Here is a 16,238-nt window from a genome sequence, read left to right as displayed (position 1 = left end):
TTATTTCAATACATTTATATAACTGCATCCTCTATTCCCGGCCGGGCATTCTTAAACAGAGCCCCCCTTATCCATCTCAGGCATTCCCGGCCCATTCTTATCAGAAGGCGCACATCCAAACATCTTTTTGTAAGCCCTGAAAAAGCTGGAGTAGTCTCCGAAGCCTGCCCTGGACGCCGCCTCTGCTGCCGGCGCCCCCATGGCCAGTTCTTTCCTCACAACAGCCATGCGCTTATAGAGGATATACCGGGCCACCGTGGTTCCCGTGGCCCTCTTAAATACAGCAGTCAGATGGTTCTTACTCATATAGAAGGTCTGTGCCAGCCCCTCCAGTGTCAGGGATTCAGAGAGGTTCTGGTTGATATAGCGGATGATTTCCTGGACCTGCCCCTCCTTTCCCCTGGATGTCCCTGCCGCCTCCCTGTACATTGCAAAAATCTTAGTCAAAAGAGACAGTACCCGTGTGCGGATTGCAATATCCTGTAAATCCTTTCCATAGCCCCCGCACTCCTCCAGGGAATGGAAGTACCACTCCAGCTGAAACTGTTCCTCATAACAGCACCATCCTGTCCCAAAGGGCTTCAGCAAAAGGGCCTGCTCATTTTCCTCCAGAAGCTCCGGTGCAACGTGCAGCCGTATCCGGTTGTATTCATCCGAATCCAGGACCCTTAACCCGTGAAAGCAGCCAGGCGGTATGATAATCAGGCTCCCCGGCCTGGGCGTGTAGGTCCTGCCCTCCAGCAGATACTCCACATTGCCTGAAATCATGTAATAAACCTCATAGACATCATGGCAGTGCATCCTGTACTCCATATCCGCCTCGTCGCTGCGCGTATGGGCATAGACCACCTTCTGCGTCTTAAAGCTCTCTTCCTGGTACATGGACCTCCTCCTTTTAAAATCCGGTTTCTTTCATTCTAACACAGATTGTGCTGATTGCAATATTTCTTTGTCTTCTGACAATGGTTTTTGCAATATACCTGTATTATAATGTGTCCTGTAAGCAAGAGAAACACAGCAAATAAATTGTTGCAAAAACCGAAAGGGCCCTCCCCCTTTCACACATTTTATCCCCCTTTATACGCAGTAAAAGACCAGGCATCCCCAGTGCCTGGTCTTTCTGTAACTGCTGCTATATTGACTGGCTTTGATATTATCTGTAATAAATTCTGTGATGTGCTCTAGGGCCAGATTGCCCTTGCTGCCTTGGCTTCCACTACCCGCTTCACGGCAATCAGGTATGCGCCGGTGCGCATAGTGGCATTCTGTTTCTGTGAAATATCCCATACAGCCTCAAACGCAGGGTCCATAATATCCTTCAGCTTTTCGTTGACTTCCTCCTCAGTCCAGCTCACGGACTGGATGTTCTGGACCCACTCAAAATAAGAAACCACCACGCCTCCTGCATTGGCCAGGATATCGGGCACAACGGTAATGCCTCTGTCCCGGAGTATTTCATCCGCATCCGCGGCCACTGGTCCATTGGCTGCCTCCACAATGATTTCCGCCCGGATTTTATGCGCATTGGAAGCATTAATCTGGTTCTCAAGGGCTGCCGGCACCAGTACCCTGGCATCCATCTCCAGAAGCTCCTCGTTGGTAATGCGGCTCATGCCCTCCTCCGTGTAATCCTTTAACAGATTTTTCCTGTTAAGGGAAAGGTAATCCAGGATAGCCGGCACATTAAGCCCCTCAGGACGATAGATTCCCCCGGACACATCGCTGACAGCTATGATTTTCATGCCTTCCCTGTGCAGCAGCTTGGCTGTGATGCTGCCCACATTTCCCATTCCCTGAATGGCCACCGTGGTTCCCTCAGCAGGGATTCCCATTTTTTTCAAGATGTTCTTCGTGGTATACATAACGCCCCGTCCGGTGGCCTCGTTCCTTCCAAGCGCACCGCCCAGGCAGATGGGCTTGCCTGTAACCACTCCGTGGATGCAGTGGCCCTTAAGCATGCTGTAGGTATCCATCATCCATCCCATAACAGCCGCATTGGTGCCCACATCAGGAGCCGGGATATCCTGTTCCGGCCCAATGAGCGGGGCGATGGCTGCCGTATATCTTCTTGTGATGGCACGGATTTCATTTTCAGACAGCTCATTTGGGTCGCACACAACGCCGCCCTTGCCGCCGCCGTAAGGAATGTTTACCACGGCGCACTTAAATGTCATCCAGGCTGCCAGCGCCCGGACCTCGTCAGGGTTAACGGCCGGATGGAAACGTACGCCTCCCTTGGCCGGTCCCCGGGATGTGGAGTGCTGTACCCTGTATCCCTCAAATACCTTGGTGGTGCCGTCGTCCATACGCACCGGAATCGCAACCTTAAGCTCCCTCTCCGGGTATTTGATGGCTTCTATATCGCTGTCCGTATAGCCCAGTATATCGGCTGCTTCCTTTACTACCTTTAACACATTGTCATAAGGATTATATGTTTTCTCCATACCTGCTCTCCTTTTTCTGCCTGATTGTTTACACTGTAACTTAGTTTCCCTGATTCATCACTGACTCGATTCCTGCTATCTTCACGCACAGAATGAATATGTCCATGGCAGCCTTCAGTTCCTCCGGTGTGGGATAGGTGGGCGCAATGCGGATATTCCTGTCCTCCGGGTCTTTTTTGTAAGGATAGGTGGCTCCTGCGCCTGTGAGCGTGACACCGGCCTCCCCGGCCAGCTGTACCGTGCGCTTCGCACATCCCGGGAGGGTGTCCAGGGAAATGAAATAACCTCCTCTTGGATGGCTCCACACCGCCAGTCCGGTCCCTTTCAGCTCTTCCTCCAGACGGTCCAGCACCATGTCAAATTTGGGCCTCAGCACATCTGCCAGTTCCTTCATATGGCGGCGGATGTTCTCCGGCGTCTTAAAATACTGCACATGCCTTAACTGGTTCAGCTTGTCATGTCCGATGGTCTGGGAGGACATATGTCCTTTCAGCTCCTTCATGTTGTCCGGGCCTGAGGCAACCAGGGAAACGCCTGCTCCCGGAAACGTTATTTTGGAGGTTGAAAAGAAATAGTAGGCCCTGTCCGGGTGTCCGCAGGCCCGGCATGCATCCAGGATGTTCTTAAGGGCCACTTCACCGTAGATATGATGTACGCCGTAGGCATTGTCCCAGAATATCCTGAAATCCGGGGCAGCTGTCTCCATGGCTGCCAGACGGTCCACCACCCGGTCGCTGTAGCAAACGCCCTGGGGATTGGAATGAAGGGGAACACACCAGATTCCCTTGATGGACTCATCCTTTCCTGCCATGGCTTCCACCATATCCATGTCCGGCCCGTCCTCCAGAAGAGGTACGGGAATCATCTGGATTCCCAGCTCCTCGCAAATCTGGAAATGCCTGTCGTAGCCGGGCACAGGGCACAGGAATTTTACCGGACTGCCCTCATATCCGTAATGGCTCCATGGCTTTTCTCCGCCGGTCCCAAAGAGGCAGTGAAATGCAATGGTGTCAAACATCAGGTTCAGGCTGGAATTGCCCCCCATGATAATCTGGTCCGGATTCAGCCCCAAAAGCTGTCCAAACAGACGCCTGCATTCCGGAATCCCTTCCAGGACGCCGTAATTCCTTGCGTCCGTGCCGTCCTCCAGCACACAGTCCTTCGGAAACTCCAACAGGCCCATGTTCATATCCAACTGGGCTGCTGCAGGCTTTCCCCTGGCCATATTCAGTTTCAAATTCAGTTTCCTGGCTTCCTCAAACTGTATGGTAAGCTCTTTTAACATATCATGCAGTTCCTGTCTGGAATATTCCGTTACATGGTTCATTCATTGCCTCCGCATCAAACATTTGTCAGATATATTTGTTCTTGCCTTTATTATAAAAATAACCTAGAATAAAAACAAATATTTATATTTGAATAAAACTTATAATTAAAAACTTATAGGAGGTGCAGCTATGTTCAGCGGGATGAATTATGTGTATGAAGTCTATAAGGAACAGAGCTTTTCCAAGGCTGCTGAGAACCTTTACATATCCCAGCCAGCCCTCAGTTCCATGATTAAGAAGATAGAGACAAAGGTGGGAATGCCGCTTTTTGACCGGAGCACCAGTCCCATCCAGCTGACCGAGTGCGGCAGGAAATACATCAAGACAGCGGAGAAAATCATGGACCTGGAAAATGAATTTGCCTACTATGTGGGCAATCTCCAGGAGCTGAAAACCGGGCGGCTGTCCGTAGGCGGCACCTACCTCTTTTCCTCCTTCATCTTTCCTCCCATCATTGATAAATTCCGCAGGGCGTATCCTCACGTGAAGCTGAACCTGTTCGAGGGCCACACCCCTTTGCTGGAGCAGAAGCTCTTTGCCGGGGAACTGGACATTATCATTGACAATTATCTGCTGGATGCGGGCATCTACGAAAAGGAGCGGTTCATGGAGGAACGGCTGCTGCTGGCCGTCCCCTGCTCCTTTGACAGCAACCGGCGTGCAGTGAAATACCAGCTGAAGGCTGCCGACATAAAGCGCTGCCTCCACCAGAACGACACATTTCCGGCCGTATCCTTAAAGAAATTCAAGGATGAGCCCTTTGTGATGCTGCGTTCCCACAACGATACCAGGGAACGTGTGGACGCCATACTGGGCCGGGCCGGAATCCAGTTAAACTACACCTTAAAGCTGAACCAGCTTTTAACCACCTATCACCTGACAGAGTACGGCATGGGCGCCTCCTTTGTCAGCGACACCGTGGTCAAGTGCCTTCCGGAAAACCCGGATATCATATATTATAAGATTGACGACCCTGAGGCGGTAAGGGAGGTCTACCTGTATTACAAAAAAAATAAATACCTGACCCGGAGCATGATTGAATTCATCAAAATGGCCATTCCGGGCATTGAAAAAAACTCTGAGAAATATCTATAAGCGTATGCTTATAAGTGTTATAAACAGCATTTTTGTCAAAAAAAAACACATACGGGGGTAAGAAATATGGTAGGATGGCCAGAAATCCTTAAGAAGGAAAACCTGACAAGAGAAGAGAAAAAATGTATCTGCAACCGGCTCATGACCACGGAAAGCCATATGGAGCAGCTGATACTGAAGCATTTCACGGAGGAGGATTTCCGCCGGGTCTGGATGCGCAAGATTGGAGGCGGCGTCATCGGCGGAAAGGCCTGCGGCCTTTTAGTGGCCAGGAAGCTGATTGAGATGAACATGCCGGAATACGCCGGACATGTGGAGCCACATAACTCCTTTTTCATTGGCACGGATGTGTTCTACCGGTATCTGGTGTATAACCGCTGCGCGGAATTAAAGGCCAGGCACCGGCTGGAAAAGGAACATTTTAAGGAAACAGAGGAGCTGACCAGACGGCTGCGAAACGGCTCCCTTCCCGAAGATATCCGGGAAGAGCTCAGCGACATGCTGGACCACTACGGAACCACCCCCATCATTGTCCGCTCCAGCAGCATCATGGAGGACGGATACGGCAATGCATTCTCCGGCAAATATGAATCCATTTTCTGCATGAATCAGGGTACCAAGGAGGAACGGATGGAGGAACTGGAGGAAGCCATCCGCCGGGTCTACGCCAGCACCATGAATGAACAGGCCATTGAGTACCGGAGGAAACGCCATTTGTTAGATGTGGATGAGCAGATGGCCCTGCTGGTCCAGCAGGTGGCGGGCCAGCAGTACGGTGACCTCTATATGCCGGTGGCAGCTGGTATGGGCTGTTCCTACAACCCTTACAAATGGATGGAGCACTTAAACCCTGAGGCAGGAATGCTGCGCATGGTCATGGGATTAGGCACAAGGGCAGTGGAAAGGACACCCGGCGATTATCCGCGCCTCATCGGCCTGGACAGGGCCCAGGCCAACCTAAGGACCACCCTGGCTGAACGCCACAAATTCTCCCAGCGCAAGGTAGATGTCCTGGACTTTGGCACTAAGACGCTCTGCACCAAATCCCTGGAAAAAATTCTGGACCTCTTTCCCAAATGGCAGAAAAAAATGGTCCTCAGCAGGGACACGGATGCCGAGGACCTGCTGGCCGAGCGCCACATTTACAGGACCATCTATTTTGCGGACTGCCAGGGCCTGGTGGACAACCTGGAGTTCATACGCATGATGCGCTCCCTTATGAAGATGCTTGAAAAAGAGTATGAGCGTCCCGTGGATGTGGAGTTTGCCGTCACCAGCCCGGAGGAAGGCGTGTGGAGGCTGAACCTGCTGCAATGCCGCCCCCTGCAGACCGCCAAATCCGAGCAGGTACATATACCGGACGGCGTGGACCATGAATTCCTCTTTGATGTCCGCAGGACCTCCATGCGCCGTTCCAAGGAGGAGCGCATCGACTATATTGTGTGGGTGGACCCGCAGAAATACTATGAATATGAATACTCCCGGAAACCGGATGTGGCCCGCCTCATCAGCCGCATCAACCAGCATTTTGAGGACACGGATAGGAAGCTGATGCTTCTGGTGCCGGGCCGTATCGGGACATCCTCCCCGGAACTAGGCGTACCCGTGGTCTATGCGGAAATCAGCCAGTTCAGCGCCATCTGCGAGGTGGCCTATGGAAAAGCCGGCTACCATCCCGACCTCTCATACGGCAGCCACATGTTCCAGGACATGGTTGAGGCGGATGTGTATTACGGTGCCATCAATGACAACAGCAAGACCAGGCTGTACCACCCTGAGCTTCTTTCCAAATACCCAGAGGTGTTAAGGGACATCCTGCCCGATGAATCCCAGGAGCTGGCTGACATCGTAAAGGTCCATGACGTAAGCCAATCCAGGGCCACCCTGACCCTGGATGCCCAGGAGGGCCGGGCCGTGTGCCGGATACGCGGCGCAGAGCAGGAATGATTTCCCGCCTGCAATCATACGTTTTCCCGCAATGTATACCCGCCTTATTATCACGCGGGATATACATTGCGGGAAATAAATTATTTTGTACCATTGACAGACACCAAAAGTCATGATATAGTTATCTTATATTTTTTATAAGATTTTGATTTCACATGTTTTTGTAAGTCATTATTCCTATGATGATTTACAAAAATATGTGATTTTTTTATTTTTATCGAAAATATAATAATATTATATCAGGAGGTATCTTTCATGAATAAAGGTACAGTAAAATGGTTTAACTCTCAGAAGGGCTTTGGCTTCATTACGAACGAAGAGGATGGAACAGATGTGTTTGTTCACTTTTCCGGTATTGCTTCCGATGGCTTTAAGTCACTGGAAGATGGTCAGGCAGTTACGTTTGACATCACAAACAGCCAGCGCGGATTACAGGCCGTTAACGTTTGCGGCGCTTAATCACCAGCGCATTAAGGGGACCGTCTCTCAGAGGCGGTCCTTTTTGTAATTATCAGCTGCACCGGATATGGGTCCGGAACTGTTAATGAACTATGTATGGGTACCAGGATAAGCCTGATACCCCAATGCCGCAGGTTACTGCTGTTTCACAAACTGCTTGTCAAACTCAGCATTAAAATAATAAAAATTCTTTTCATCCAGCTTGGATTTAATCTTTTCCAGGGCCTCCCCAAACCGTTGGAAGTGTACAACCTCACGCGCCCGCAGGAACTTAAGCGGTTCACGTACTTCCGGATTTTCAATTACACGAATCAGATTATCATAGGTGGTTCTTGCCTTCTGCTCTGCAGCCAGGTCTTCATGCAAATCTGTGATGGCATCTCCCTTTGACTGGAATTCACAGGCATTGAAAGGCACGCCTGCAGCAGCAGTAGGCCATAGTGCTGTGGTATGGTCAATATAATAAGCAGCAAATCCATCTGTTTTAGCCTGTTCAGGCGTTAGGTTTTTGGTAAGCTGGTATATGATGGCGCAAATCATTTCCAAATGAGCCAGCTCTTCCGTACCGATATCTGTAAGCAATCCGCCCACTTCCTTGCATGGCATGGTATAACGCTGGGAAAGATAACGCATGGAGGCAGCCAGCTCCCCATCCGGTCCGCCGAACTGGCTGATAATCAAGGAAGCGGTCTTCGGACAGGTTTTAGTAATATTTACAGGAAATTGAAGTCTTTTCTCATACGTCCACATTATACGGCACCTCCTTCATTATCCCAGGGAAGAGGTCCGTCGGACCAGGTAAAATGCTTCTGTCCCGGGTATTTTGTCTTGGTTTCTGTCTTGTTATTTGTGTCAGGACAGATACAGTTCAGGGTCAACGGCTCATATTCCTTTGCAAAGGCGTCCAGCAGCTGTTTTCTCTGGTTCAGGGCCTGACTGAACGCATCCAGGGCATCCTTATCCAGAGGATGGGTGTCCAGATACAGGTTCAGGTCATTGACTACGAAACTGGTTTCATTAATCTGTTTAAGAAGCTGGCAGCGGTCAGGCATGAGGTTCACCTCCTACTAAGAAAAATGGCAAATCCAGACATGGAAAAATGGTTCCCTGTTTCAGGGCCTTCGACGGCTCATACGGCGTCTCCCAGGGCTGCATGGGAACAGTGGCTATGGCCAGAGAAAGTCCGGGTCCCGGGGCCGGAAGCTTATCCCCGCATCCGCAGGATGCCGGAGCCGGCTTGCAATCACATAAATTCATAAGAACACTCCTTTCATCATGAACTTAACAACTCGTGTCCTTATTATTATCCCTTGGTGCCGGTTTTTTACCTTGCCAAAATTCTGTAAGATAATCCATAATTTTTTCAAACCGCCAGTTTCATATCCTCCTCTCCCGGCCGCAATATGTATGCTGGTATTCTGACTGCATATATTAAGAAATAGACAATATGCAATTTTTGATTTACAATAGGACTTTATGCATTCATCTTACTGAACATTGGAGGTTTTACGTGAATAACCCAGCTGACACTCAAAGGGACTCCTGGAAAACCAATTGGGGGTTCATCCTTTCCTGCATCGGCTCTGCTGTGGGCATGGGCAATATATGGATGTTTCCCGCCAGAGTCTCCAAATACGGCGGAGGCACCTTTCTTCTGCCCTATTTTTTCTTTGTTATCATCATCGGTCTGTCCGGCGTCATCGGAGAGATGGCCTTTGGCAGGGCCGCCCGCTCCGGTCCCATCGGCGCCTTTGGCCAGGCCACGCAGAGCCGGGGAAAAGGCCGGCATCTGGGTGAAGCCATCGGCTATGTCCCGGTTTTGGGCTCCCTAGCCCTGGCCATTGGATATTCCGTCATTGTAGGCTGGATACTCCGATACAGCATTGGCTCCTTTACCGGTTCCACGCTGATTCCCGGCGATGTGGAAGGCTTTGCCCTTGCATTTAATTCCATGGCTGGTTCCTTTGGCAATAATTTCTGGCAGACCGTGGGCCTGGCTCTTACCTTTATCATCATGGTCCTGGGCATTTCCGGCGGCATAGAGAAAATCAACAAGATAATCATGCCCCTGTTCTTCCTCATGTTCCTGGGACTTGCCGCCTACATGGCGTTCCAGCCCTCTGCCGCGGAGGGATACCGCTATATCTTCCGGATAGACCTGAAGGGTCTGGCAGACCCCATGACCTGGGTTTTCGCCCTGGGCCAGGCCTTCTTCTCGCTGTCACTGGCAGGCAACGGCACCTTGATTTACGGTTCCTATCTGGATGACCGGGAGGATGTGACAAACGCAGCATGGAAGGTGGCCCTTTTCGACACTCTGGCAGCCATGCTGGCCGCCCTCGTCATCATACCAGCCATGGCAACCGCTGGTTCCAGGCTGGATGAAGGCGGGCCGGGCCTGATTTTTATCTACCTGCCCAACCTTTTTAAATCCATGCCCGGAAGCCGTATTCTGATTATCGTATTCTTTACAGCCGTATTGTTTGCAGGAATCTCATCCCTGATTAACCTGTTCGAGGCCCCCATCGCCGCCCTCCAGCAGCAGTTCAGGCTCAGCAGGAGAACATCGGTCACAGTGATTGCTGCCGCAGCTCTGGCTGTGGGACTGTGCATACAGGGTATTGTATCCGGATGGATGGACTTTGTTTCCATTTACATCTGCCCTCTCGGAGCCGGTTTGGCAGGCATCATGTTTTTCTGGGTACTTGGGGAGAATTATGTGAAAAAAGAAGTGGAAAAAGGCCGTCCCCGGCCAGTGGGTCCCTGGTTCCGTTTCATGACAGCCTATCTGTTCTGCGGACTTACGGTTGTTGTCTTTGTTTTGGGGATTGCCTTCGGAGGAATCGGCTGAGTTCTTGACGTTTATTCCCGGACCGTAGTATAATCATATCAATGATACATGTGATTCCCTGTCACCTGCAAGCTGACAGGGAGTCTTCTTTTATTCACGAAAGACGAGGTAACCTTATGACATCTTCATCATCTCACGAAAATCCATTGGGCGTTCTGCCTGTAAACCGGCTTTTGGTCCGCTTTGCCATCCCCAGTATCATAGCCATGCTGGTCAGCGCCCTGTATAACATTGTAGACCAGTTTTTTATAGGAAGAAGCGTGGGCATGCTGGGAAATGCCGCCACCAACATGGCATTTCCTCTTACCATCACCTGTACTGCCATCTCCCTGATGTGCGGAATCGGCGGCGCAGCCAATTTCAATCTGTCCCTTGGCAGCGGCGAAAAGGAGGAAGCCACCCGGTATGCGGGCAACGCTGTTTTCATGCTGTTTGCCATTGGGGCTATTCTCTGTCTCACGGTCAGGCTTTTTCTGAAGCCCCTCATGATTGTCTTTGGAGCAACCCCGGATGTCCTGGACTATTCACTGACCTATACAGGCATCACATCCCTTGGCTTTCCATTTCTCATCCTGACCACAGGCGGCTCCAACCTGATACGTGCGGACGGCAGCCCCAGATTCTCCATGATGTGCACCCTGACCGGCGCCATCCTCAACACCATACTGGACCCCCTGTTCATCTTCGGCTTCCGCATGGGAATGGCGGGCGCTGCACTGGCTACCATCATCGGACAAATCATATCCGGCATCATGGTCATCCTGTACCTGACACGGTTTAAGACCGTCCGCTTGTCCCTTGGCTCCCTTACCCCCATCCCATCCCATATAAAGGCCATTGCCGCCCTGGGCATGGCCCCCTTCTTTAACCAGATGGCCATGATGGTGGTACAGATTGTAATGAACAATATCCTCCGCTATTATGGCGCCCAGTCCCATTACGGCAGCGAAATTCCTCTGGCCTGCGCAGGCATCATAACCAAGGTAAACATGATATTCTTTTCCCTGGTCATCGGTCTGTCCCAGGGACTGCAGCCCATTGTCAGCTTTAACTACGGCGCCAGGAAATTCAAGCGGGTCCGGGAGGCATATCTGAAAGCAGTGCTCATTGCCACCACCATATCCGCCATGGCCTTCCTGTGTTTCCAGCTGATACCCAGGCAAATCATCGGCATCTTTGGTTCAGGGAGCCAGGAGTACTTTCACTTTGCGGAACAATACTTCCGCATCTTCCTGTTCTTCACCTTTTTAAACGGACTCCAGCCCATCACCGCCAATTACTTTACATCCATCGGAAAGGCTGCAAAGGGTATCTTCATCTCCCTTACCAGGCAGATTATCTTCCTCCTGCCCCTGATTGTGGTGCTGCCCATGTTTTTCGGCATTGAAGGCGTCATGTACTCTGCGCCGGTTGCAGACCTTATGGCCGCCCTTCTGGCCCTGGTATTTGTCACCAGGGAGCTCCGGAGGATGCGGTTGGCGGAAGACGGGATGGAGGGTAAGGTGGGTATTGCGGATTAGTCCCGGCTCAGATGTCCTTCATTGCCCGGATAAAGAAATCCTCCCGGCCGAAGTTTCCGGACTTAAGAACCAGTTCCGGACCTTCCTGCCCCGCAGGATACATGACCGGGACGCCCGGGGCAATGGATTTTCCGATATAAAATGTATGCATTCCCAGTTTCTGCATGACTGCGCCTGAAGTCTCCCCTCCTGCAGCAATGATTCGTTTTCGTCCGCATTCCAGGGCATAGGCGGCTGTCCGGGCCAATATATCCTCGTTATAATGTCCCAGAGGCGGAAAAGCTTCCTTCCATTCCGCTTTTATATGATTTACTTCATCAGGAGGTGCCGAGGTGTAAACCAGGACCGCCTGATTTTTGTTATCATCCAGAAACGCTTTGATATGGTCCATTGTCTGGATGCCCTGCACAAACTGCAGCGGATGGATGCGGTAAGAAGCTCCCCCCTGTGACTCATAATACCTGATTTGTTCCCTGGTGGCCTGTGAACAGCTGCCGGCCAGTATGATTGGGGCTGAACAAAGGGAGGGATTAAACCTTTTCCTTCCCTCTTCCGGTTCCCATGTCCGGGCAATCATCTTAAGCAGACCGGACCCCCCTGACAAAAGCGGGTGATTCCTGTATTTGTCTGCAATCATACTTCCGTGTCTCTCTTCATAATAATCCGGTATGAGATAATAATGCCCCGGGTCCCCAGAAGGCCTGAACTCCCGTTCAAGGGCACCCTCATCCAGATTATAACAGGGATACCGGCTCTGTCTTTCCATCAGGCGCTTTAACCGGGAATCCCTCATTGGGTTAAGGGGATGGTCCCTCATGGAACTTTCCTCCAGCAAAACCCCATTGACATACAGCTTTCCATCCCTCACGCTTCTCCCGTTTTCCAACAGCGCAGGGCATAAAAGTGTGTATGGTATGTTCCATTGTTCCAGGACAGCATCCAGAACCGGTCCTATATTTCCCTTTTCCGTGGAGTCAAAGGTGGAACAGTATTTAAAATACAGCATACGTGCCCCGTGGGCTTTCAGCCATGAAAACGCAGCCAGGCTCCGTTCCACTGCCTCACAGGGAGGGCAGGTACGTGTCTTCAGTGCTATCACCACTGCCTGGGCCGGCATAATATCCTCATTCTCCCCCTCAGGTATCCCATTGCTGAGAATCACCTTGGCGCCTCCTGCCTGAAGGAAGGAGGCTGCATCGGCGGCCCCTGTGAAATCATCCGCCACACATCCTAATATCATATCTCTGTCCTCATTTATAATTCCTTCAGTGCTGCAGCAGCTGCCTCCACTCCTGAGTCCATGCTGCTCAGAATTGGCTTGGAAATGTCTGACAGACACGGAATCAATACGCTCATGCTGGCCTGCGCCAGCACCAGAACATCATACTGCTCCTGGGTATCACGAATCAGCGCCTCCAGTATCTGATTATGCTTGTCCTGGTTCTTCTCCGCCGTCAGCGCCTCAAAGGCATCTGAGGCCAGATAGGAATCCACTGCCACATCCTTTTCTGCTGATTCGGCAATGCGTCTTATCAGTCTTGCACTTGGCTCCAGCGTGGTCTTGACCGTACCGTATACAGCTATTTTATCTCCCCTTTCCACAGCTGTACGCGCCATGGGTTCATCGATTTTAAGATAAGGAATCGTTAGCAGCGGTCTTATGACATCCACGCCTTCCCCCACAGAGGAGCAGGCATTAAGAATCAGCTTTGCTCCCCAGTCCTGGGCTTCAAAAGCATATGTCATAAGCCGCCTTGTAACCTCCTTTGTCAGCTTTCCCTCCCTCTTCACATCATTCAGAAGACTGTCGTCCACAATGTTCATAACCTCTGCATCCGGCGCCAGCGCCTTAAGCCTGCTGTTGATACCTTCGTAGGTAACGGCTGTTGTATGGATTACTGCAACCTTTCTTCCCATATGCTCCTCCTGATTCTATAAAACTACATTTCTTCTTGCCAGTGACTTTTTCTTTGCCATTTCCATATAATCCTCCGGCAGCTTCCTTACCTGCCGTCCCGCGCCCAGAATTGCCAGATACATCTCACAGGCCCTCTCCACATTGTCGCTGGATATCATGGCATCCTCCATGGTAAGTCCGGTGCCAATGGCTCCGTGATTGGCCATGAGCAGGCCTGCATTTGTTCCAATGGTATTCCTTACATGGGCAGCCAGTTCTGCGGAACCCGGAGGCGCAAAGGGGGCCACCAGTATCTCCCCGCCCAGGTACACCACACCCTCAATATCAATCACCGGCACCTTATGAACACCGTCCAGTGCGCTGACAGCCGTGGCAAATTTGGAATGTGTATGTACAATACAGTTCACCTCCGGCCGTTCCCGGAAGATTCCCAGATGCATGAAACATTCAATGGAAGGTTTATAGGGACCCGACACTATATTTCCATCCATATCCCCCACTGCCAGGTCCTCCGGCTTCATGGTAAGATACGGCCTGGCTGAAGGGGTAATCACAAACAATGGCTCCCCTTCCACCCTGGCGCTGATATTGCCTGCTGTTCCCAATGCATATCCCTTATCCACCATGGTCCTGCATCCCCACATGACCTGCTCTTTTGCTTTTTGTACTGCTTCCTGTAACATATAAGTTTCTCCCCTCTTTGATTCATATTAGTTTCATCACTGTTTACTCAAATATATTTCCGTATCAGCCTTGCAATTTCGTGTACATCCCCGGCCCTGCGCATGGCATTTATATTACCCTCGTCCTCCAGCAAATCAAACAGCTGATAAAGCGCCGGCAGATGCCCTGTCTTATCCGGCGTGGCCAGAACCACAATAATATCGGCATCCATATATCCGTTAAAGGACAGCTTTTCAGGCAGCCTAAGCAAAGACATTCCCATGCAGTACACGCCGTCATCCACGCCCGCATGGGCGATAATCACGCCATCTGCAATCATGATGAACCGCTTTTCCGTCTCCACCATATCGATGGCCCTGTCAACATAATTCCTGTTAATGAATCCATTGTCCAGCAAAGGCGCTGACGCCATCCGGATTGCATTCTGCCAATCCGTTCTTTCCTCTGTAATCTGAATCCGTTCATCCGGCAGCAGAAAGGGCAGACGGCTCTGAAGCTTTACCTGTCCCTCTGATATCCGTATATTTTCCAGTACCTTTTCCCTGAATGATTTCTTGGCAATATCATTGGCAAAGGGAAATACCACAAATTGTTTCTTGTCTGTCTCCAGCCTTACGGTAGAAAACACAATCTGGAAATCCTTATCATATTCGTAAAAGTCCCTTAAGGACAGGCACTCTAAAAATTCAATCTCAGGCAGAAGCTCTGACAGCGAAACGAAAAGGTACTGCGATACGGTAAGCCCGTTGGTACACACCACCACTGCCCGTTCCTTTTCCCGGACCTGTATCAGCTTCCCCTCCTTATGGAGCCAGGACGCAAAGAGAACCGTAATATACACAAGCTCAGGGTCCGGAAATGTACATTTGAGGTAGATTTCATAGGGCCTCACTGCCCTGCGCACAATTTCATGGAGATACTGGTATTTAGGCAGTATCATATCCGTGATATCAGGCTCCACATGATATCCATACCATATCCGGTACACAGCCGGCTTCATGTGCTGATACAGGATTTCCAGAAATTCAGCCCTTCCGTCCAGGCGGACACAGCTGATGGACTCAAAGCGTTCCAGCATATGCATTCCCGCATCCCTCAAAAGCTCCAGGTTTCCCATATCTTCATGGGTCCTGTTATGGACCTTTGAAATCTGTATCTGGACTGCAAAATAAACAATTTCATTTTCATCCTTTATTCCGTATATGTCCGCAAACGCAGCTACCACGGAATACTCCCTGGTAGTTGTTACCAGACGGTACTGGTCCATGGCTTCTATGGTCTTTTGATTCTTAATCCTCAGCATGGTAAAATAAAAAATATACTGAAGCTCTTTCAGCCGTTCATCTGTAAACTGAAGCTGAAGCTTATTTTCTATCTCTTCAATATTGTCCTTAAGGTCTTCCGCCTGTGCTTCCTCTATTGCATATACCCGGTTCAGGTTTTCCTCACCGCCCGGCATGTTTAAAAGCTTTCTGAGAGCGTGGGTTAAAAGCTCTCTTTTATGGTATTCGCTTCCGTAAAGGCGGTATCCTTCCTTCCTGTTATACGCCAGCTCCAGGCTGAATTTATTAATCCGTTCCTGCACCTTTTTCAAATCACTGAGCAGGGTATTCTTACTGATTTGAAGCTCCTCTGTAAAATGGTAGGTGGAAAGCTCGTCCTCATGGCACAGCAGCCTGAGCTCAATCCAATACGCCCGCTCTTCGTCTGAATAAGTATAAGAAGACTTGGTGACCGCTGCCTCTTTGGTGGAATAATGCTCAGCCACCGGACCGGGCACCATGAAGTACCCGGTCTTCAGCCGTTTAATCTCTGGATGGCCGTTATCCTTAAGATAGTCATTGATTTTGTCAAAGCTATAACTGAGCTGCTTTCTTGTAAGGCGGAATTTATCCTCCAGGCCCTTGCCTGTAGCGGATGTATTATTCACTATTTCCTGAAAAATCATATAACTTCTGCTATCCAGATACACGATATCACCTCGTCAATTTG

The 16,238-nt window shown here is 50.5% G+C and carries 15 protein-coding genes; 5 read left to right on the top strand and 10 right to left on the bottom strand.

Annotated elements, in window-relative coordinates; genetic code table 11:
- Positions 1-51: 51 nt before the first annotated feature.
- From I2H39_RS19285 to I2H39_RS19275, 3 genes are all read right to left on the bottom strand, one after another.
- Positions 52-882 (bottom strand): AraC family transcriptional regulator, encoded by an 831-nt coding sequence (locus I2H39_RS19285; RefSeq protein WP_138310262.1) that lies wholly within the window; start codon positions 880-882, stop codon positions 52-54.
- A 299-nt stretch (positions 883-1,181) separates the two neighbouring features.
- Positions 1,182-2,444 carry a Glu/Leu/Phe/Val dehydrogenase gene (locus tag I2H39_RS19280; RefSeq protein ID WP_138310263.1) on the bottom strand — a complete coding sequence of 421 codons (1,263 nt, stop codon included), beginning with the start codon at positions 2,442-2,444 and terminating at the stop codon, positions 1,182-1,184.
- A 40-nt stretch (positions 2,445-2,484) separates the two neighbouring features.
- On the bottom strand, positions 2,485-3,771 hold the full coding sequence (locus I2H39_RS19275; RefSeq protein WP_195627318.1) for an aminotransferase class I/II-fold pyridoxal phosphate-dependent enzyme: 1,287 nt from the start codon (positions 3,769-3,771) through the stop codon (positions 2,485-2,487).
- 130 nt (positions 3,772-3,901) lie between these two features.
- Between I2H39_RS19275 and I2H39_RS19270 the strand changes: the two genes are divergently transcribed.
- The 3 genes from I2H39_RS19270 (at position 3,902) to I2H39_RS19260 (ending at position 7,273) form a co-directional block, all read left to right on the top strand.
- Complete coding sequence (locus tag I2H39_RS19270) at positions 3,902-4,867, top strand: LysR family transcriptional regulator (protein ID WP_138310265.1); 966 nt, start codon at positions 3,902-3,904, stop codon at positions 4,865-4,867.
- Between the two features lie 66 nt (positions 4,868-4,933).
- A complete protein-coding gene (locus tag I2H39_RS19265; protein WP_195627317.1) occupies positions 4,934-6,814 on the top strand; it encodes a PEP/pyruvate-binding domain-containing protein in 1,881 nt (626 codons plus the stop codon).
- 255 nt (positions 6,815-7,069) lie between these two features.
- Positions 7,070-7,273: a cold-shock protein gene (locus tag I2H39_RS19260; protein ID WP_138310267.1), complete on the top strand. Its 204-nt coding sequence runs from the start codon at positions 7,070-7,072 to the stop codon at positions 7,271-7,273.
- Positions 7,274-7,408: 135 nt separating this feature from the next.
- Here I2H39_RS19260 and I2H39_RS19255 read toward each other — a convergent pair whose 3' ends face one another.
- The 3 genes from I2H39_RS19255 to I2H39_RS19245 are packed head-to-tail and all read right to left on the bottom strand — an operon-like array spanning position 7,409 to position 8,530.
- The gene (locus I2H39_RS19255) at positions 7,409-8,023 is read right to left on the bottom strand and encodes a manganese catalase family protein (RefSeq protein ID WP_138310268.1); all 615 of its coding nucleotides are present in this window, start codon (positions 8,021-8,023) and stop codon (positions 7,409-7,411) included.
- Entirely contained in the window at positions 8,023-8,325 is a 303-nt protein-coding gene (locus I2H39_RS19250; protein ID WP_138310269.1) for a spore coat protein CotJB, read from the bottom strand. Before I2H39_RS19250 ends, I2H39_RS19255 begins: the two co-directional genes overlap by 1 nt.
- Entirely contained in the window at positions 8,318-8,530 is a 213-nt protein-coding gene (locus I2H39_RS19245) for a spore coat associated protein CotJA (protein ID WP_138310270.1), read from the bottom strand. The genes I2H39_RS19250 and I2H39_RS19245 overlap by 8 nt, the downstream gene beginning before the upstream one ends.
- 253 nt (positions 8,531-8,783) lie before the next feature.
- Between I2H39_RS19245 and I2H39_RS19240 the strand changes: the two genes are divergently transcribed.
- Positions 8,784-10,124 carry a sodium-dependent transporter gene (locus I2H39_RS19240; RefSeq protein WP_178332055.1) on the top strand — a complete coding sequence of 447 codons (1,341 nt, stop codon included), beginning with the start codon at positions 8,784-8,786 and terminating at the stop codon, positions 10,122-10,124.
- Positions 10,125-10,240: 116 nt separating this feature from the next.
- A complete protein-coding gene (locus I2H39_RS19235; RefSeq protein WP_195627316.1) occupies positions 10,241-11,644 on the top strand; it encodes an MATE family efflux transporter in 1,404 nt (467 codons plus the stop codon).
- 7 nt (positions 11,645-11,651) lie between these two features.
- On the opposite strand, the gene otnK is transcribed toward I2H39_RS19235, so the two are convergent.
- From otnK to I2H39_RS19215, 4 genes are read right to left on the bottom strand one after another with little or no spacing between them, the layout of a single operon-like run.
- Entirely contained in the window at positions 11,652-12,884 is a 1,233-nt protein-coding gene (gene otnK, locus I2H39_RS19230) for a 3-oxo-tetronate kinase (protein WP_195627315.1), read from the bottom strand.
- Between the two features lie 14 nt (positions 12,885-12,898).
- Complete coding sequence (locus I2H39_RS19225) at positions 12,899-13,561, bottom strand: aspartate/glutamate racemase family protein (protein ID WP_138310273.1); 663 nt, start codon at positions 13,559-13,561, stop codon at positions 12,899-12,901.
- Between the two features lie 15 nt (positions 13,562-13,576).
- Positions 13,577-14,245 carry a class II aldolase/adducin family protein gene (locus I2H39_RS19220; RefSeq protein WP_138310274.1) on the bottom strand — a complete coding sequence of 223 codons (669 nt, stop codon included), beginning with the start codon at positions 14,243-14,245 and terminating at the stop codon, positions 13,577-13,579.
- Positions 14,246-14,292: 47 nt separating this feature from the next.
- Complete coding sequence (locus tag I2H39_RS19215) at positions 14,293-16,194, bottom strand: BglG family transcription antiterminator (RefSeq protein ID WP_207746894.1); 1,902 nt, start codon at positions 16,192-16,194, stop codon at positions 14,293-14,295.
- Between the last annotated feature and the right edge of the window lie 44 nt (positions 16,195-16,238).

It is taken from the genome of Clostridium sp. 1001283B150225_161107_B6 (assembly GCF_015556325.1).
Classification (GTDB): domain Bacteria; phylum Bacillota; class Clostridia; order Lachnospirales; family Lachnospiraceae; genus Enterocloster.
Note: the sequence above shows the minus strand (reverse complement) of the source record. Positions and strands in the feature narration are given on the sequence as shown.